Origin of the sequence: Nocardia sp. NPDC057440 (assembly GCF_042802915.1) — a bacterium.
In the GTDB taxonomy this organism is placed as follows: Bacteria; Actinomycetota; Actinomycetes; order Mycobacteriales; family Mycobacteriaceae; genus Nocardia.
Window position 1 is genome coordinate 511,271 of sequence record NZ_JBHVDF010000004.1, and the last position, 17,288, is coordinate 528,558.

The following is a 17,288-nucleotide window of genomic DNA, read 5'->3' on the forward strand; positions in this document are numbered from 1 at the left end:
CCCCACCCCACCCCCTTTTTGTGTGGGTTTGTGGGGTGTTTTTTTTTTTTTAACCCCCCCGGGGGGGGGCCCCCCCCATGACGAGGGAGACCAGGGCGCGGGAGACGCCGGCGCGCGCCGCGACGTCTTCCATGGTCGGTCGCGCCATGTCGCCTCCGTTCCGCGTGTGGTGATCTGTGCAGTGTCGGACGTTACAAGGTCGGCGCACGCTAATCAATAGAGCGCTCTAATTGGACATTCTTCACTTCGCCGGCGCTCCCAGTTTGTCCTGGTTGTCGATATATTCGCAGGTGGCAGCGATATCTTGGCCAGCGACGCAGTACTTGACACACTATGACCCACGTTACATAGTTGGAGCGCTCCAATAGTTCGGAGCGCTACACGTCGATCGACACCGAAGGTCGGAGAAGTCCCGATGACCGAACCTCTCTACCCGCTGCGTATCGCGGCCGCGCCAATCTCCTGGGGAGTCTGTGAAGTCCCCGGCTGGGGACACGTGCTCGACGCACGGACCGTCCTGACCGAGATGGTCACCCTCGGGATCTCCGCGACGGAGCTCGGTCCACCCGGCTACCTCCCGCAGGATCCGGTCGAATTGCGGTCGCTGCTGGACGGGTTCGGCATCAGCGCGGTCGGCGGTTTCCTCGCGCTCGCGCTACATCAGGATGCGCTCAGCGCCATCGAGACCGCACGGGCGACCGCCGAACTGTTCGCCGCGACGGGCGCGGAAGTGCTCGTCCTCGCGGCCGCGACGGGACTCGACGGGTACGACACCCGGCCGCCGCTCTCGGATGCGCAGTGGCGCACCCTCGTCGAAACCGCCGCCGCGATCAGCGGTGTCGCCGCTGAGCACGGCCTGCGCACCACGCTGCATCCGCACGTGGGCACCTACGTCGAGACCGCGGCGGAGGTCGAACGCTTCCTCGCCGACTCGGAGCTCGACATCTGCCTCGACACCGGCCATCTACTCATCGGCGGCACCGACCCGGTCGGCCTCGCACAGCGAAATCCCCATCGGATCGGGCACATTCATCTCAAGGACGTGCGCAGCGCGCTGGCGAACGAAGTGCGCAGTGGCGCAATCGAATACAGCGAGGCGGTCCGGCGCGGGCTCTACGTCCCCCTCGGCGCGGGCGATGTCGACGTCGAAACTCTCGTGCGCAGCGTGCACCAGGCCGGATACCAGGGCTGGTACGTCATCGAACAGGACACGGCTCTCGGCAAGGACGACGGCGCACAGCCGGCGAGCCGGGATGCGCTCCGCAGTCTGCGCCACCTCGCGGGCATCGGCGCCGCACTGACATCGGCACGAATCTAGTGGGGAAGTTGATGACAACGATGTCTCTACGCGCACACCGTCCCGCACCCGGCGCCATGTCGTGGCGGCGAGGGGCGCGGCGCATCCTGCCGTGGGTCGCGGCGACCGCCCTCCTCGCGGCCTGCAGCGGACCGGGCACCGACGCCCCTGCCTCGACGCAATCACCCATTGCCGCAGGCACATTGAACTCTGTCGCAGTGGTAACGCACGGCAGCCCCGGCGACGCATTCTGGAATGTCGTCAAGAACGGGGCCGAGGCGGCGGGCAAGGACCTCGGAGTCCGCGTCGAGTACAACTCGGCGGGCGATCCGGGACAGCAGGCGAAACTCATCGACAACGCCGTCGCACAAGGAGTGGACGGGCTCGTCGTATCGATGGCGAATCCCGAAGCGCTGCGGCCTTCCATCGAGAAGGCTGTCACCGCGGGCATTCCGGTGGTGACCGTCAACTCGGGTGAGAGTGAGAGCGCCAAGTTCGGTGCGATCGGTCACGTCGGGCAGAGCGAGTCGCTGGCCGGGCAGGCCGCAGGCAAGCGGCTGGCCGATGCCGGACGCAAGAAGCTGCTCTGCGTGATCCACGAGGCGGGCAATATCGGCGCCAATCAGCGTTGTGAGGGCGCCACCAAGGCATTCGGCAACGGGTCCACGTTGCAGGTGGACATCAACAATCCGACCGACGCACAGTCCCGTATCAAGGGCGCGTTGGAGGCCGACCGGTCCATCGACGCGGTGCTGACGCTGAATTCACAGGTTGCCGCGCGTGCGGTGGATGCGGTGAAGGAATCGCAGTCGGCGGCGACAGTCGCGACGTTCGACCTCAATACCGATGTTGTCGACGCGATTCGCGCGGGCAAGCTGCTCTTCGCGGTGGATCAGCAGCAATTCGAACAGGGCTATCTGCCGGTGGTGATGCTGCAGCTGTCGCGGACGAACCTGAACCTCGTCGGTGGTGGCGCACCGGTGCAGACCGGCCCCGCCTTCGTCGACAAGAACAACGTCGATGCCATCGCCGCGCTCGTGGCGCAGGGCACGCGGTGAGATCGGAATGGATCACATGAGTACTGCCACAAAAACTTCCGAAGTCACCGTGAGTGCGCCGCCGGACGGTCCCTCGCTGTTCCAGCGCTTGATCGTGCGACCGGAGATCGGCGCGCTGCTGGGCGCGATGCTGGTGTTCGCGTTCTTCTCGATCATCACCGATCGGTTCCTCAGCGCACTCGGCATCGCGACCTGGCTCGACGATTCCTCCACGCTCGGGATCATGGCCGTCGCGGTGGCGCTGCTGATGATCGGCGGCGAGTTCGATTTGTCAGCAGGCGTGATGACCGCCTCCACCGCATTGGTGACCGCGTTGCTCGCGGTCAACGCGGGGTGGAATGTCTGGGCGGCCCTGGTGGTTTCGCTGGTGTTCGCGCTGACCGTCGGCGCGTTCAACGGCTGGCTGGTGATGCGCACCGGGCTGCCGAGCTTCATCGTCACCCTCGGCACTTTCCTTGCGCTGCAAGGTCTCAACCTCGGTGTTACCCGGCTGGTCACCGGAACCGTTCAGGTGTCGGGCATTCGCAGCGCCGACGGCTACAACTCGGCGGGGTGGGTGTTCGCATCGACCTTGAATATCGGTGACACCCATCTGCAAGCCTCGGTCGTCTGGTGGATCGTACTGACGGCGATCGCCGCAGTTGTCCTCGTGCGCACCAAGTTCGGGAACTGGATCTTCGCGGTCGGCGGATCGCTGCCGAGCGCCCGCGCTGTCGGTGTCCCCGCGGATCGGACGAAGATCGTGCTCTTCATGACCACCGCGTTCGCGGGCTGGGTCGTCGGCTCCTGCGGCATCCTGCGTTTTGCCAGTGTGCAGGCCAACCAGGGTGTCGGGCTGGAGTTGCACTACATCATCGCGGCCGTGGTCGGCGGCTGCCTGCTGACCGGTGGGTTCGGTTCGGCGATCGGCGCCGCACTGGGTGCGCTGATCTTCGGTATGGCCCGCCAGGGCATTGTGTTCGCCCGGTGGGACAGCGACTGGTTCATGCTGTTCCTCGGCGTGCTGCTGCTGGCTGCTGTGCTGGTCAACAATAGATTCCAGAAGCGAGCCGAGAGGGTACGCCGATGACTACTCCACTGATCGAAGCGACCGATGTCGGCAAGAGCTATGGCGGCGTCGTCGCGCTGCGGGATGTCACCACTGTGGTGAACGCGGGCCAGGTCACCTGCATCCTCGGCGACAACGGTGCGGGCAAATCGACCCTCATCAAGATTCTGGCCGGTGTCCATCAGCACGACCAGGGCGAACTGCGCGTCGAGGGCGAGCCCACCCGATTCGCCTCGCCCCGGGAGGCTTTGGACCGTGGCATCGCGACGGTGTATCAGGACCTCGCCGTGGTGCCGCTGATGAGCGTCTGGCGCAACTTCGTCCTCGGCTCGGAGCCGACGGTCGGATACGGTCCGCTGCGGTTGCTCGATCGACGCAAGGGACGCGAGATCGCGCGACAGGCGTTGGAGGACATGGGGATCGAAATCCGCGATATGGAGCAGCCGGTCGGCACTCTTTCCGGGGGCCAGCGACAGTGCGTCGCCATTGCCCGTGCCGTGCACTACGGGGCCAAGGTGCTGATTCTGGACGAGCCGACCGCGGCGCTCGGTGTGAAGCAGGCCGGCGTGGTGCTGAAATACGTTGTGCAGGCGCGTGATCGCGGGCTCGGGGTCATTCTGATCACCCACAATCCGCACCACGCCTACCCGGTCGGCGACCGGTTCCTGCTGCTCAAACGGGGTGCGATGCTCGGCTCCTATGAGAAGTCGGAGATCGACGTCTCGGAGCTGACCCGCCAAATGGCGGGCGGCGCGGAGCTGGACGCCTTGCAGCACGAGTTGCAGCGCGTGGTGACGCCGTGAGCGGCTTGGAAGCGCTCACGATCGGGCGAGTCGGCGTCGATCTGTACCCATTGCAGAGCGGCGTCGGCTTGGCCGAGGTCGAGACCTTCGCGAAGTTCCTGGGCGGCACCGCGACCAACGTCGCGGTCGCCGCCGCCCGACTCGGCAGGCGCGCCGCGGTGCTGACCAAGGTCGGACCGGACGGCTTCGGCGGTTTCGTGCGCTCGGCGCTGACGGGCTTCGGCGTATCGGCCCGGTACGTCACAACCGCGCCGAATCTGCTGACTCCCGTGGTCTTCTGCGAGCTCGACCCGCCCGCCGATCCACCGCTGCTGTTCTATCGCGCGCCCATCGCACCGGATCTCACCATCGAGCCGGACGAGGTGCCGTGGGATGTGGTGGATTCTGTTCCGCTGCTGTGGGTTACGGGCACCGGCGTGAGTGCGGAACCGGCCCGTTCCACTCAGCGGTCCGTACTCGAACGCCGTGCCCGCCGCGGGCACACGGTGCTCGACCTCGACTATCGGCCGATGTTCTGGCCGGACGCGGCGACCGCGCGTACCGAGATCAGCTGGATGCTCGACCACGTGAATGTGGTGGTGGGCAACCGCACCGAGGTAGAGGTGGCGGTCGGCAGCGCCGATCCGGACGAGGCAGCCGACCGGCTGCTTGCCCGCGGTGTGCGGCTTGCGGTGATCAAGCGCGGCGCAGCGGGCGTGCTTGTCGCGACCGAATCCGGACGCTGGTCGGTGCCGCCGTGCCCGGTCGAGGTGAGGTGCGGGCTCGGTGCGGGCGATGGGTTCGGTGGCGCGTTGATCCATGGTCTGCTGTCGGACTGGGATCCGCAGCGGATCGCCACCTACGCCAACGCCGCTGGTGCGTTGGTGGCATCACGACTGGCGTGTGCCGACGCGATGCCGACGAACGCCGAGATCGAGGAGGTGCTGTGTATCTGACCGATGAGCGCTGGCAGGAATTGCTGCGTGTGCGCGCGACCGACCCGGCTGCGATCGAACGGGCCTATGCCAAGCGGCATCGGCGTCCAGGTCTGTTGTCGGAGAAGGAAACGCTGTTCCTCGTGGCCGCCGACCATCCGGCGCGTGGCGCGCTCGGTGTCGGCTCGGATCTGACGGCGATGGCGGATCGCCGCACGTTGCTGGAAAGACTGCTCGTCGCGCTGGCCCACCCGGAGGTGGACGGTGTGCTCGGCTCCCCGGACGTCGTCGAGGAACTACTGCTGCTCGACGCATTGGACGACAAGGTCGTCATCGGCTCGATGAACCGCGGTGGCCTGGCGGGCGCGAAGTGGGAGATCGACGACCGTTTTACCGGATACGACGCCGACGCGCTGGTCCGCTTCCGCCTCGACGGCGGCAAAATGCTATTGCGCCTCGTCGACTCGGACGCGGGCACCATCCCGACGCTGCACGCGTGCGCACAAGCTGTCTCGGAGCTGGCCGGACACGGTCTGATGGCGATGGTCGAACCGTTGCCCTACCACCGCGACGCCGCGGGCACCCTGGTGATGAGCAGGGATGCGCCCGCGCTGGCGAGAGCGATCACGGTAGCGTCCGGCCTCGGCGTCACCTCCGCCTACACGTGGTTGAAAATTCCTGCGCCGCAGGACTTCTCCGTGCTGGATGCGACAACGCTCCCGGTCGTGGTTCTCGGTGGTGCTCCGTCGGGCGACCCGGCCGCCGACCTCGCCTCGTGGGGCGGCGCACTCGGCCACGACGTGGTTCGCGGCCTTGTTGTCGGCCGCACGCTTCTCTATCCGCCCGACGGTGATGTCGCGGCCGCAGTGGATGCGGCCGCCCAGATCCTGAAAGAGGCTCGATGAATGCCTCACTCGTCGCCCTTGGTCGCGGTATGCGCGGCGACCTGGCGATGAGTCGCTCCGAATGGGGCGGCCGGATCAGCCACGATTCGGTCATCGAGGCGGTGGACACGGACGAGTGCGCGGGATTGTCAGGTGGCCGCACCACCCTTTCGCCCGGCGGCGAGGTCACGACATCAGCAGACATAGCGGCCCAGGTCCCGAAAGGAGGCCCGATGATCACGCTCGGGGGCAGAACGCTCTCGCCGTGTCACCGGAGTTCGGCGACGCCGGCGCGGGATATCCCAGCGAGTGGTGCGTGGCTGCGGCGAACATCGAGTGGGGCTGTCCATCATGTGCCACTCGGCAACGGGGCACGATGGCAGTGGCGGCTCGGGCGGGAGGTGCGATGAATCTGCATCGGCGGGCTGGGACGTTGAGCGACGAGGTGGATCCGGTGTCGCTCACCGCGGAAGCGGCGGGATGGAGTTACGCCGGGCTGCGTGTCCTGCGGTTGGGGGCCGGCGAGGCGCGGACGGTGCGTACGGGGGAGTACGAGGCGTTCGTTTTGCCGTTGGCGGGGTCGTGCACGGTGCGGGTGGACGGTCTGGAATTCGTCTTGGACGGCCGGGATTCGGTGTTCACACGGGTGACCGACTTCGCCTACGTGCCACGTGATGCCGAGGTCGAGTTGTCGACCGTGGGCGGGGTCGAGGTCGCGCTGCCGATGGCGCGATGCGTGAATCGGTTGGAGCCGAGATATGGTCCGGCGGAGAAGGTTCCGGTCGAGGTGCGTGGCGCGGGGCCCGCGACCCGGCAGGTCACGAGTTTCGGCGTTCCCGGGATATGGGACCACGCCGACAAACTCAACGCATGTGAGCTGATCACCCCGGACGGCAACTGGTCCTCGTACCCGCCGCACAAGCACGACGAGGCCAGCGAATGCGAGGTGGTCAATGAGGAGATCTACTACTTCCGCATCGCGGGGCGCGACGGGATCACCACGTCCGGCGAGGGTTTCGGCATGCACCGGACCTACACCGCCGACGGCGCGCTGGACGAGAACGTCGTAGTCCGCGATGGCGATGTCTTCCTGGTGCCGCGCGGCTACCACGGACCGTGCATCGCCGCCCCCGGCTATCCGATGTACTACCTCAACGTGCTGGCAGGCCCGGCCCCCGAGCGCTCCATGGCCTTCTGCGACGACCCGGCGCACACCTGGGTGCGCGACAGTTGGGCGGGACAGCCGACCGATTCTCGCTGTCCGGTCACCGACCACGAAGGCCGGTGCCGATGAATCCGCCCATCGGCGGGGCGTTTACGGGCCCTCCGGCGAACGGGTGCGAGGCAATGCCGGCGATTCACATGTGCTCGTCCCATTCGACCCCGCCGCACGGTCACCGCCCACGAAGTGCTCCGCTCATGACTTGGCAACGCGATATCGGATTCGGTGGTCGGCACCGGATCGGTGTCCTTGTCGTTGTGCGCCTGATCGATGCGCATCAACGTGATGCCGCGCTCACGCAGCAGCGGCTCCGAGGCCGCCTGGTTGTGGCACACCCATCGCGGAGCCATGGAGCCGCGCGGTTTTCCCATACCCCCGCCGGCAATGGCCCTGTCTACTCACGTTGTGTAGCGGCCGACCTCGAAGGATGGAGCGCATGAAGCTGACCACGGCCCAAGCGTTGGTGGCGTGGCTGATCGCCCAGCGGTCGGAGACCATCGACGGGCATGAAGTGCCTTTGTTTCCAGCAGTGTTCGCGATATTCGGGCACGGCAACGTGCTCGGCCTCGGTACCGCGCTGCAAGAGCGCCGCGACGAGATACCGGTGTGGCGTGGGCACACCGAGGAGGGGATGGCGCTGGCGGCGGTGGGACTGGCCAAGGCGACCCATCGGCGGCAGGTCGGGGTTGCGACCTCGTCCATCGGGCCCGGCGCGCTGAACATGGTGACGGCAGCGGGCGTCGCGCATGCGAATCGGCTTCCGCTGCTACTGCTTCCCGGTGATGCCTTCACCACACGCGCGCCGGATCCGGTGCTGCAGCAGGTGGAGCATTTCGGCGACGGGACGCTCACGGTGAACGACGCCTTTCGGGCCGTGAGCCGCTATTTCGATCGAATCACCCGGCCCGAGCAGTTGCTCGCGACGCTGCCCCAGGTGGCGCGGGTCCTCACCGACGCGGCTGATGCCGGGCCGGTGACGCTGGCGCTGCCGCAAGACGTCCAGGCCGAGATCTACGACTTTCCGGAGTCGTTGTTCGAACCGGTTGTGCATCGCGTGGTCCGGCCCCGTGCGGACCAGCGATCCCTGGCCGATGCGGCTGCGGCGCTGCGGGCGTCGTCACGGCCGCTGCTGGTGGTCGGCGGCGGAGTCCGCTACTCCGGAGCGGCCGCAGCAGCGGTCGAACTCGCGCAGCGGCACGGGATCCCGATCGTGGAGACGACAGCGGGCCGCACCCTGATCCCGCATCAGCATCCCCTGTATGCCGGACCGCTCGGCGTCACCGGCTCGGCGTCGGCCAACGCGATGGCAGGCGCGGCCGACTTGGTGCTCGCGGTGGGCACCCGGCTACAGGACTTCACGACGGCGTCGTGGACGGTGTTCGCCCCCGACGCCACCCTGGTCACTATCAACGCGGCGCGTTTCGACGCTGTCAAGCACGGCGCGCTCGCGGTCGTGGGTGACGCCGCGGCGGCGCTCCGGGAACTCGCTGGGCAGCTCGACCCGAATACGCTCGGGCAGAACGAGATTCGATCGTCCGATGACACCGACGACGATTGGCGAGTCGATGCCGACTGGACGGCACGAGCGGCCGCGGTGCGCACCGAATGGGACGCCCACATCGACACGTTGCGCGCCTCGACCACGGGCACACCCACCTATGCCCAGGTGGTCGGCGTCGTCAACGAGCTGAGCGGGCCGGACGACTATGTCATGACCGCTTCCGGCGGCATGCCCGGCGAACTCGTCGGCGGCTGGCGCGCCACCGGCGGCGCACCGACCATGGATGTCGAATATGGCTTCTCCTGTATGGGATACGAGATCGCGGGCGCCTGGGGCGCGGCAATGGCACACGATGGGCTGGTCACCACCATGCTCGGCGATGGTTCCTATCTCATGCTGAACTCCGAGCTGTTCTCGGCGGCCTTCGCAGGCCACCCGCTGGTCGCCATCGTCTGCGACAACGACGGCTACGCGGTGATCGCCCGGCTGCAAGAAGGCCAAGGCGGCGAACCGTTCAACAACTTCTACGCCAACTGCCGCACCAACCACGCCGCACCGCCACGAGTCGACTTCGCCGCCCATGCGCGCGCCCTGGGCTGCACCGTATTCACCGCGACCGACCTGGACGAAGTCCGCGACGCCTACGCCCGGGCCCGGACTGCCGCCCGCGTCGAGTCGCGCCCGGCCGTGCTGGTGGTGCGCACCCAGCCGTCCGCATGGACGGAAGCCGGAGCCTGGTGGGAGGTCGGTGTGCCGGAGCACCTCTCCGGCCGAGCGGCATACGAGGAATCGAAGGCGCGCCAGGTGCGGTATTTGTAGTCGCCGGCCTGCTCGATGGCGGCCTCGCGGCAACTACGTGCTGGATCCGGACATTTCTCGGAAGCAGTCCGGCCAGCAGCGTATCCAGTCGTGCTGGGTCGGTCGGTGCTCTGGACGCGAACCGACTACGTCATCGCTACTGCTCGGCCGAGCAGGCGGAATGGAAGTCGCCACGGATGCCGTCCTTGTGGCATCGCAGGGCGATTCTCTGGCCTCGACTCGATAGGGCAGGGTTGCCGGTCGTGCCCAGCACCTGGCGACCGGCGGCGCACACCGCACGAAAATGTCCGTTCGGGTCGGTTCGGGCGGGTAGCCTCCGCCTATGGGCCCCCTTGCGGATGCCGAAGTTGTCGCCTTTGTGCCGTCGTCGGACCTGACTCGGTCCGGCAAGTTCTTCGCGGAGGTCCTCGGTCTGACGATCGTGGAGGCGACGCTGTATGCGGTTGTCGCGCGCGGCGCGGGCACGACGGTGCGCATCACCCTGGTGAACGAGCTTGCTCCACAACCGTTCACTGTGCTCGGCTGGGTCGTGCCCGACATCGGCCGAGCCGTCGCCGAACTGACCGAACACGGGGTGGTGTTCCTCCGCTACGAGGGAATGCCTCAGGACGCCGCCGGGGTGTGGGCTTCGCCGGGTGGTGACAAGGTGGCCTGGTTCGCCGACCCGGACGGAAATGTGCTGTCCCTGACCGAGTTCGCCGGCTAGCCGGTCACTGGTGTGGGCTGGCGTGTTGTCGCCAGTGTGCCCCCGACCGCCAGGATCCACAGCATGGTGAGGCCGCCGACGGTGGCCGTCGTGCCCCAGCCGTTCGCCGCGTAGAAATCGGCCGGTGTGTTCCCGAAGAACAGCGACGGGACGAACGCGATGTTGATCAGGGCAAGCACCAAGGCCGACCAGCCGACCCAGCGCGGTAGCAGTGCGGTGCGCAGCACCACGAAGCCGAAGGTCGCGAAGAACAACGTCTCGAGCAGCCGGGAGATCGTGCCGTACAAGATGTAGGTGCCGCTGACGGTGATGGTCGGATCGATCGGTTCCGGCGCTTCGATCACAGCGCCGACCTCCAGGCCCATCGAGACGAATGCCACCGTCAGCCACATCAGTCCCGCGGTGGCGGCGACGGAACCGGCCCATGCGTAGTCGGTCTGCTTCAGCAGGTATCCCAGGCCCGACATGAAGGCGACGAGCAGGGTAAGCCCAGTGAGCCCGAACATGCTGCGGGTCAAGACATTCGAGTCGGGTGGCGCACCGTCGTAGACGAAGTACAGCGGCAGTTCGATCAGGGTCAGTACGGCCGCGACGAGACCGGCTATTCCGGTAGTGCGACGTATTGCGTCGGCGTCCATGTGCTCTCGCTTTCGAGGAGTCCCGGATCGGCCGCCGACATTGTCGACGGAGCGGGTCCATGGATAGTATATGACTTATACTATAAGGCGCATGTTAAAGTTCGGTGATGCCTTGACCAGTGGAAATGGAGGTCCGCGACAATGTCCGGCGAGAAGCTGCCCGACCAGCTCGTGCGCATGTGGCGGCTGCCGATCGGGCCGCGGCTCGGCCGTCCAGCGGAACTGGACGTGGACCGAGTTGTCGGCACGGCGGTCGCGTTGGCCGACCGTGCCGGACTCCAGGGCGCGACCCTGCCGAAGATCGCTGCGGCACTGGGTGTTACGCCCATGTCGCTGTACCGCCACATCGGCTCCAAAGACGAACTGAACGATTTGATGGCAGACCTCGGCTTCGGCCCGGCGACGGAACTCGCTGTCCCGCAAGGGGAATGGCGCGAAGATCTGCGGCGCTGGGCCCTCGCGCAGCTCGAAGTCTTCCGCCGCCACCCTTGGTTGGCCCAGTTGCCGATCAGCGGCCCGCCGCGTGGGCCCAACGCGATCGACTGGATGGACGCCGGCCTGCGCGCTCTACGCGGTACGAAGCTGGACTGGGCCGCCAAGATTGGTGTCATCATGGTCGTCAGCGGCTATGTCCGGCAGGGTTTCGTGCTGGCGCACCAACTCGAACATGGCAGCCGAGCGGCCGGTCTCGACCAGGTGCAGGTCGAGCAGAATTATGGCCGTGACCTGGCCCGTCTTGTCGACCCCGACCGATACCCTGATGCCGCGCAGCTCTTCGGATCCGACATTTTCGAACCGCCGCCCGCCGCTGGGGTAAGCGACGATCACGATTTCACCTTCGGCCTCGAACTCATTCTGGACGGCATCGCCGTCGCAGTTCTCGACGCGGAGCCTGGGTAGGACGGCGCTGGGTGATCCGCCGCGAAACCCGTGGGTTCGGTGGCCGCGACGAGCACACTTTTCGCCGCGCCACGAGCCGGTACCGGCAGCCTGCGGTGCGCCCGCGTTCGACGCGAAATCGTTGTGCGACCGCAACATTGCGATCTCGGACCGGTCTCGAACTAGCCCGTTTGTTGCCTCCGCCCGCCGTCAGAGCCGTTTCCGTGACATGCGCGCCGGGCCCGGGTTCGGTGCCACAGTGCCCCTGGAACGTCGGTTTGCTCACAGTGGGAGGTGCCAGATGTGGAGGAATTCGTCGGATGATGGCATTGTTGACGTCGAGACCGGGCTTATCAAAGTGATCTGCCAGGCTCGCCTACAGGAAGTAAGAAGTAAAGAACATGGCTCAAGGCAGTGTGAAGTGGTTCAACAGCGAAAAGGGCTTCGGCTTTATCGCCCAAGACGGAGGCGGCCCTGACGTCTTCGTGCACTACTCGGCCGTTAGCGGCTCGGGTTTCCGGTCCCTCGAAGAGGGCCAGCGTGTGGAGTTCGAGATCGGCCAGGGCCAGAAGGGTCCGCAGGCCCAGGACGTCCGCGCTATCTGATCAAGCGTGACTTCTGAGAGGCTCGCACCCGGCAGGGGGTGCGGGCCTCTTGCCATATCCGGGGGCGGATCGCTCAGGGGATTTTCGCGAACTGGACGTGGGTGACGGTGGGGGAGCTAACGATTGACGTGCAGTCGTATCCGGGCAGCGTCCCGAGCTCGTCGTAGAGTCGTTCGCCCGCACCGAGCAGGATCGGGACGACGGCCAGGTGCAATTCGTCCACCAAGCCCGCGCGCAGGAACTGCCGGACGGCTGATGCGCCGCCGGCCAACCGCACATCCGCGCCATCGGCAGCTTTGAGCGCCTGGCGCAACACTTCTTCCGGGGTGTCGTTCACGAAGTGGAACGTGGTGCCGCCCGTCATCGAGACCGACGGCCGCTGGTGGTGGGTCATCACGAAGGTGTCGTGGTGGTAGGGCGGGTTGTCGCCCCACCAGCCCGTCCATTCGTGGTCTGTCCATGGTCCGCGGATCGGTCCGAACATGTTGCGGCCCATGATGGTCGCGCCGATACCGACGTCGCCTGCCACCACGAAGTCGTTGTCGATGCCGGTGTCGCCGTCGGCGTCCTCGCCGCCCATCGAGCGACCGTATTTCGTGGCGAACGCCCAATCATGCAGGCGCATGCCGCCTTCGCCGAGAGGGTTGTCGTGGCCTTGGTTCGGTCCCGCGACATATCCGTCCAGGGAGATCGCGAGGTTGTGCACGCGCAGCTTCGGCATGATGGCTCCTTCGTCGAGTGATTGCACTTTGCAATCGCTTGTGGAGTACTGTAAGCGCAACTGGTTGTATATTGCAATCAGAAGTTTTCGAGATTTCGGCATGAGAAAGGGGCACCGCATGCGCGACGACGGACGCTCGGGTTGCCCGATCAACGCGACCATCGAGGTGATCGGCGACCGGTGGACGCTGCTGGTGCTGCGCGACGTGATGTTCGGCAACCGGCGATACTTCCGTGAGCTGCTGGCCGGATCCGAGGAGGGCATCGCGTCGAACATCCTGTCCGACCGGCTCAAGCGCCTCGTCGCGGCCGGACTGCTCAGCCGCGAAGACGCCCGCCCCGGCCAGAAAGCCGAGTACCGGCTGACCGAACCCGCCATCCAGCTGGTGCCGACGATGGCCCACCTCGGCGCGTGGGGGCTACGGCACCGGCCGACGACGAAACGTCTCCGGGTACGCGCCGAACTGCTCGAGGAGCGCGGGCCGCAGCTCTGGAGCGAGTTCATGGACGAACTGCGCGAATCCCATCTCGGTGTCCCGCGGCCCGATCCGAACGGGCCACGGGCGACAGAGCGACTCGCTCAGGCCTATGCTGCGGCGATCGCCGAATCGTAGTGCCGCACTACTCGACTCGGACGCCGATGTCGGCGACGTGACGTGCACGCCGATGCCATCGATGTGATTTCGACGCCGAGTCGTGCAAACTGTCACCTCCTCGGTCATTCAGGAACGTTCGTAGACGGTCCCATGTGGCGACGGTGGTAGTCCATGGACCGGCGCTACCTCGGGCGGCGCGACCGCGCGGACTTCCTTGCGGAAAAAGTCTGCGGTCGCCGCGTGTGCGCGCGCCAGATCGCGGTCCGGGGTCTTCGGGAAAACGGCTGTGGCGCGAGCGAACTCAGCGGCGATGAAGTCGGCGATCGGCGCGGGAGCGGCGCCGGTGCCCATTTCGCGGGTGCGTGACTTGAGCTCGGTGAGCTCGGCGACGGTCGCGACGAGATCCGCGGGCAGATCGCACTGCTCCAGCAGTGTCGGCAGGTGCATGGGCGCAACGGCAGCGTCGGGATGTTCGCGCAACCAGCGCAGCGCCATCGCCGGGCGGAGCGAATAGAACACCTTCTTCAGCGACCGGTGCTTGTCGAACAGTGACCATTGCCTGCTGCCCAGGTGCAGGTAGTGGCGGGCCACCTGGTTGCGATCGGCGACCTCGGTTGCCAAGGCGCGCAGCTCATCACGGAATCGGGTGTCGCCGCGGTACACGATCGGCGACATCAACCACTCGATCAACACGGCATTGCCCTTGACCAGCAGCCGCAGTGCCTTGGCCAGGTCCCATCCGTTCACATCGAGCAGACCTACCAGCGGGGTCTCGATCACATCCCTGGTGCGCCACGGCGACAGGTAGTTGTCGAGGTTCGCCACGTAGACGAACCGGCAGTCGTAGTCCGAATCGGGGGAGGGGAAACCCCATGCCCGGCTGCCGCTCTCGATCGCCAACCGCACCGTGACCCGATTCTCCCGCTCGACCCGATGGAGCTCGGCGTCGATGGATCCGACGACCGTCGGGTCCATGGAGTCGGGGATCGCGCGCAGGGACATCCGACGATGCTATGTGCCGGTGATTGCGCTGTGCAGCCCATTTTCGCTCTGACCGGCGCGAAGCGCCTGCCGAATGCGCGGCCGGTTGCGTCGGGTGCTCGGCGATGCTGCTGCCCACTGGTCGATCCGCGCTGGATATTTCACGCTGCATGGTGTCCGACGTGTGTAATCGCCATGTTTGTCCGAGTTTCCATCGGACGTGGGCAGTGGTAATTCTCAGGCAATTGCCAAGCTCCCCTTAGGGATTCGCAACATAGATCCTTTGCCGGAGTAACTATGGGTATTAAAAACTTGCGTTGACCTGGAGTGTCGGCATCGTAGCTGCTCAGGATGCTTATGGACGGTTGTCCAGCTCACGATTGAGATCAAAATGTAATGTGGGTCACATTATTACAGAATTTTGTAACCAGATTTGCGGGAGCCCCGATGTGCACTGTGTTAGCCAGTCAAACTGGATTTCGTTCGACGAGAGGTAAGTAATGATCCCCGTTATCATCGACACCGGTAGTGCCGCCCTGAACGGTCTTCTGAGCACTGGCAGTGCGGCTCTGAACGGCATCCTCAGCACCCTGTGGACCGGTTCCTTCGGTGGCTGAGTAAGCATGACGGTCGATTGACTCGACTTCCAGCAGGCCCCCGGGCGCCCATCGGCGCCGGGGGCCTGCTGTATTTCCGGGTCGATTCGATCGTGGACGTGCCGCGACGCCGCCCCTCGATCGCACTGACGGCGGCCGCCTGCCGGGGGGTAACAAGCCGCGAACCCTCGCCCACTAAGCTGAACGGCGGTAATTGCCGACCCCCTTTCTCCCCAGGAGTACTCCACCGTGAGCCAAGCAGGCCGTCCTGTTGTTCTGATCGCCGACAAGCTCGCCCAGTCGACCGTCGATGCGCTTGGTGACGGTGTCGAGGTGCGGTGGGTCGACGGACCCGATCGCCCGGCGCTGCTCGCCGCGGTCCCCGAGGCCGACGCGCTGCTCGTGCGCTCGGCGACCACGGTCGATGCCGAGGTGCTCGAGGCGGGCAAGAACCTGAAGATCGTCGCGCGCGCTGGCGTCGGCCTCGACAACGTCGAGGTGCCCGCCGCCACCGAGCGCGGCGTCATGGTCGTCAACGCGCCGACCTCCAACATCCACACCGCCGCCGAGCATGCCGTCACGCTGCTGCTCGCCGCCGCCCGCCAGATCCCGGCCGCCGACGCGACCCTGCGCGAGCGCACCTGGCAGCGCAGCAAGTTCAACGGTGTCGAGATCTTCGACAAGACCGTGGGCGTGGTCGGCCTCGGCCGCATCGGCCAGCTCTTCGCCGCGCGCCTTGCCGCTTTCGAAACCAAGATCGTCGCCTACGACCCCTACGTGTCGCCCGCCCGCGCGGCCCAGCTCGGCATCGAGCTGCTGAGCCTGGACGAGCTGCTCGAGCGCGCCGACCTGATCTCCGTGCACCTGCCGAAGACCCCCGAGACCAAGGGCATCATCGGCAAGGAAGCCATCGCCAAGACCAAGCCGGGCGTGATCATCGTCAACGCCGCCCGCGGTGGACTCGTCGACGAGCAGGCGCTCGCCGACGCCATCAAGTCCGGGCACGTGCGGGCCGCAGGCCTCGACGTGTTCGAGACCGAGCCGTGCACCGACAGCCCGCTGTTCGACCTGCCGCAGGTCGTGGTGACCCCGCACCTCGGCGCCTCCACCTCCGAGGCGCAGGACCGCGCGGGCACCGATGTCGCCAAGTCCGTGCTGCTCGCGCTGGCCGGTGAATTCGTGCCGGGCGCCGTGAACGTCACCGGCGGCTCGGTCGGCGATTCGGTCGCGCCGTGGCTGGACATCGTCCGCAAGCAGGGCGCGCTGCTCGGTGCACTGTCCAATGAGCTGCCGGTCAGCCTCGAGGTTCAGGTGCGCGGCGAGCTGGCCTCCGAAGACGTTGCGGTGCTGGAGCTTTCCGCGTTGCGCGGTGTCTTCTCGGCACTGGTCGAAGACCAGGTCACCTTCGTGAACGCGCCCGCGCTCGCCAAGGATCGCGGCATCAGCGCCCAGGTGACCACTGCGTCGGAGAGCCCGAGCCACCGCAGCGTCGTCGATCTGCGCGCGGTGTTCGGCGACGGCAGCACGCTGAACGTGGCGGGCACCCTGACCGAGCCGCAGCTGGTCCAGAAGATCGTCAACATCAACGGCCGCAACTACGACCTGCGCGCCGAGGGCCTGAACCTGGCCGTCCTGAACTACGAGGACAGGCCGGGCGCACTGGGCAAGATCGGCACCAAGCTGGGCGAGGCCGGGATCGACATCCTCGCCGCGCAGCTGAGCCAGGACGTCGACAAGGAAGGCGCCACCGTCGTGCTGCGCGTCGGCCGTGAGGTCCCCGCTGATGTCCAGGCCGCCATCGCCGAGTCTGTCGGCGCAGGCAAGGTCGTCCAGGTCGACCTGTTCTGATCGACCGGCCGAGGCGCGAACGATCGTAGCTGTCCCGGCTCTTTCGAGAACCCCGTTGCGGGGGGGGGGGCGGGGGGGTGGGGGGGGGGGGGGGGGTGTGGGGGGGGGGGGGGGAACAGCGAGGAGGAAAGCAGGGGGGTGGAGCAAAAAGAGGAAGCGCAGAGGGGGTGTGT

The 17,288-nt window shown here is 66.5% G+C and carries 16 protein-coding genes; 13 read left to right on the top strand and 3 right to left on the bottom strand.

The genetic code is table 11. From position 1 onward, the window contains the following. Positions 1-415: 415 nt before the first annotated feature. The 9 genes from ACFU4Z_RS11405 (at position 416) to ACFU4Z_RS11445 (ending at position 10,252) form a co-directional block, all read left to right on the top strand. On the top strand, positions 416-1,318 hold the full coding sequence (locus ACFU4Z_RS11405; RefSeq protein WP_379061604.1) for a TIM barrel protein: 903 nt from the start codon (positions 416-418) through the stop codon (positions 1,316-1,318). An 11-nt stretch (positions 1,319-1,329) separates the two neighbouring features. Further along, a complete protein-coding gene (locus ACFU4Z_RS11410; RefSeq protein ID WP_379061606.1) occupies positions 1,330-2,355 on the top strand; it encodes a sugar ABC transporter substrate-binding protein in 1,026 nt (341 codons plus the stop codon). A 16-nt stretch (positions 2,356-2,371) separates the two neighbouring features. Further along, the gene (locus ACFU4Z_RS11415) at positions 2,372-3,424 is read left to right on the top strand and encodes an ABC transporter permease (protein ID WP_379061608.1); all 1,053 of its coding nucleotides are present in this window, start codon (positions 2,372-2,374) and stop codon (positions 3,422-3,424) included. Continuing rightward, entirely contained in the window at positions 3,421-4,206 is a 786-nt protein-coding gene (locus ACFU4Z_RS11420; protein WP_379061610.1) for an ATP-binding cassette domain-containing protein, read from the top strand. Before ACFU4Z_RS11415 ends, ACFU4Z_RS11420 begins: the two co-directional genes overlap by 4 nt. Then, entirely contained in the window at positions 4,203-5,141 is a 939-nt protein-coding gene (iolC, locus tag ACFU4Z_RS11425) for a 5-dehydro-2-deoxygluconokinase (protein ID WP_379061612.1), read from the top strand. Before ACFU4Z_RS11420 ends, iolC begins: the two co-directional genes overlap by 4 nt. Further along, positions 5,132-6,025: an aldolase gene (locus ACFU4Z_RS11430; protein WP_379061614.1), complete on the top strand. Its 894-nt coding sequence runs from the start codon at positions 5,132-5,134 to the stop codon at positions 6,023-6,025. Before iolC ends, ACFU4Z_RS11430 begins: the two co-directional genes overlap by 10 nt. 385 nt (positions 6,026-6,410) lie before the next feature. Next, a complete protein-coding gene (gene iolB, locus ACFU4Z_RS11435; RefSeq protein WP_379061616.1) occupies positions 6,411-7,298 on the top strand; it encodes a 5-deoxy-glucuronate isomerase in 888 nt (295 codons plus the stop codon). A 364-nt stretch (positions 7,299-7,662) separates the two neighbouring features. Then, positions 7,663-9,546 carry a 3D-(3,5/4)-trihydroxycyclohexane-1,2-dione acylhydrolase (decyclizing) gene (gene iolD, locus ACFU4Z_RS11440; RefSeq protein WP_379061619.1) on the top strand — a complete coding sequence of 628 codons (1,884 nt, stop codon included), beginning with the start codon at positions 7,663-7,665 and terminating at the stop codon, positions 9,544-9,546. A gap of 322 nt (positions 9,547-9,868) precedes the next feature. Then, entirely contained in the window at positions 9,869-10,252 is a 384-nt protein-coding gene (locus tag ACFU4Z_RS11445) for a VOC family protein (RefSeq protein ID WP_379061622.1), read from the top strand. On the opposite strand, the gene ACFU4Z_RS11450 is transcribed toward ACFU4Z_RS11445, so the two are convergent. Continuing rightward, a complete protein-coding gene (locus tag ACFU4Z_RS11450) occupies positions 10,249-10,890 on the bottom strand; it encodes a hypothetical protein (protein ID WP_379061624.1) in 642 nt (213 codons plus the stop codon). The genes ACFU4Z_RS11445 and ACFU4Z_RS11450 overlap by 4 nt on opposite strands. Before the next feature lie 141 nt (positions 10,891-11,031). Here ACFU4Z_RS11450 and ACFU4Z_RS11455 point away from each other — a divergent pair, with 141 nt between their 5' ends. Both ACFU4Z_RS11455 and ACFU4Z_RS11460 read left to right on the top strand, forming a co-directional pair. Beyond that, complete coding sequence (locus tag ACFU4Z_RS11455) at positions 11,032-11,790, top strand: TetR/AcrR family transcriptional regulator (RefSeq protein ID WP_379061627.1); 759 nt, start codon at positions 11,032-11,034, stop codon at positions 11,788-11,790. Between the two features lie 380 nt (positions 11,791-12,170). Continuing rightward, entirely contained in the window at positions 12,171-12,374 is a 204-nt protein-coding gene (locus ACFU4Z_RS11460) for a cold-shock protein (RefSeq protein WP_040693519.1), read from the top strand. 73 nt (positions 12,375-12,447) lie between these two features. Here ACFU4Z_RS11460 and ACFU4Z_RS11465 read toward each other — a convergent pair whose 3' ends face one another. Then, a complete protein-coding gene (locus ACFU4Z_RS11465; protein ID WP_379061631.1) occupies positions 12,448-13,095 on the bottom strand; it encodes a dihydrofolate reductase family protein in 648 nt (215 codons plus the stop codon). A gap of 118 nt (positions 13,096-13,213) precedes the next feature. On the opposite strand from ACFU4Z_RS11465, the gene ACFU4Z_RS11470 reads away from it, so the two are divergent. Further along, the gene (locus tag ACFU4Z_RS11470) at positions 13,214-13,708 is read left to right on the top strand and encodes a winged helix-turn-helix transcriptional regulator (RefSeq protein ID WP_379061633.1); all 495 of its coding nucleotides are present in this window, start codon (positions 13,214-13,216) and stop codon (positions 13,706-13,708) included. Between the two features lie 108 nt (positions 13,709-13,816). Here the strand turns inward: ACFU4Z_RS11470 and ACFU4Z_RS11475 are convergent, their stop codons facing one another. After that, positions 13,817-14,692: a DNA polymerase beta superfamily protein gene (locus ACFU4Z_RS11475; RefSeq protein WP_379061635.1), complete on the bottom strand. Its 876-nt coding sequence runs from the start codon at positions 14,690-14,692 to the stop codon at positions 13,817-13,819. Positions 14,693-15,516: 824 nt separating this feature from the next. On the opposite strand from ACFU4Z_RS11475, the gene serA reads away from it, so the two are divergent. Beyond that, positions 15,517-17,115: a phosphoglycerate dehydrogenase gene (serA, locus tag ACFU4Z_RS11480; RefSeq protein WP_379061637.1), complete on the top strand. Its 1,599-nt coding sequence runs from the start codon at positions 15,517-15,519 to the stop codon at positions 17,113-17,115. The last annotated feature ends 173 nt before the right edge of the window (positions 17,116-17,288 follow it).

Coding starts and splice junctions, on each gene's coding strand:
- ACFU4Z_RS11405 (WP_379061604.1), top strand. CDS start 416: ATGACCGAACCTCTCTACCCGCTGCGTATCGCGGCCGCGCCAATCTCC.
- ACFU4Z_RS11410 (WP_379061606.1), top strand. CDS start 1,330: ATGACAACGATGTCTCTACGCGCACACCGTCCCGCACCCGGCGCCATG.
- ACFU4Z_RS11415 (WP_379061608.1), top strand. CDS start 2,372: ATGAGTACTGCCACAAAAACTTCCGAAGTCACCGTGAGTGCGCCGCCG.
- ACFU4Z_RS11420 (WP_379061610.1), top strand. CDS start 3,421: ATGACTACTCCACTGATCGAAGCGACCGATGTCGGCAAGAGCTATGGC.
- iolB (WP_379061616.1), top strand. CDS start 6,411: ATGAATCTGCATCGGCGGGCTGGGACGTTGAGCGACGAGGTGGATCCG.
- iolD (WP_379061619.1), top strand. CDS start 7,663: ATGAAGCTGACCACGGCCCAAGCGTTGGTGGCGTGGCTGATCGCCCAG.
- ACFU4Z_RS11445 (WP_379061622.1), top strand. CDS start 9,869: ATGGGCCCCCTTGCGGATGCCGAAGTTGTCGCCTTTGTGCCGTCGTCG.
- ACFU4Z_RS11450 (WP_379061624.1), bottom strand. CDS start 10,890: ATGGACGCCGACGCAATACGTCGCACTACCGGAATAGCCGGTCTCGTC.
- ACFU4Z_RS11455 (WP_379061627.1), top strand. CDS start 11,032: ATGTCCGGCGAGAAGCTGCCCGACCAGCTCGTGCGCATGTGGCGGCTG.
- ACFU4Z_RS11460 (WP_040693519.1), top strand. CDS start 12,171: ATGGCTCAAGGCAGTGTGAAGTGGTTCAACAGCGAAAAGGGCTTCGGC.
- ACFU4Z_RS11465 (WP_379061631.1), bottom strand. CDS start 13,095: ATGCCGAAGCTGCGCGTGCACAACCTCGCGATCTCCCTGGACGGATAT.
- ACFU4Z_RS11470 (WP_379061633.1), top strand. CDS start 13,214: ATGCGCGACGACGGACGCTCGGGTTGCCCGATCAACGCGACCATCGAG.
- ACFU4Z_RS11475 (WP_379061635.1), bottom strand. CDS start 14,692: ATGTCCCTGCGCGCGATCCCCGACTCCATGGACCCGACGGTCGTCGGA.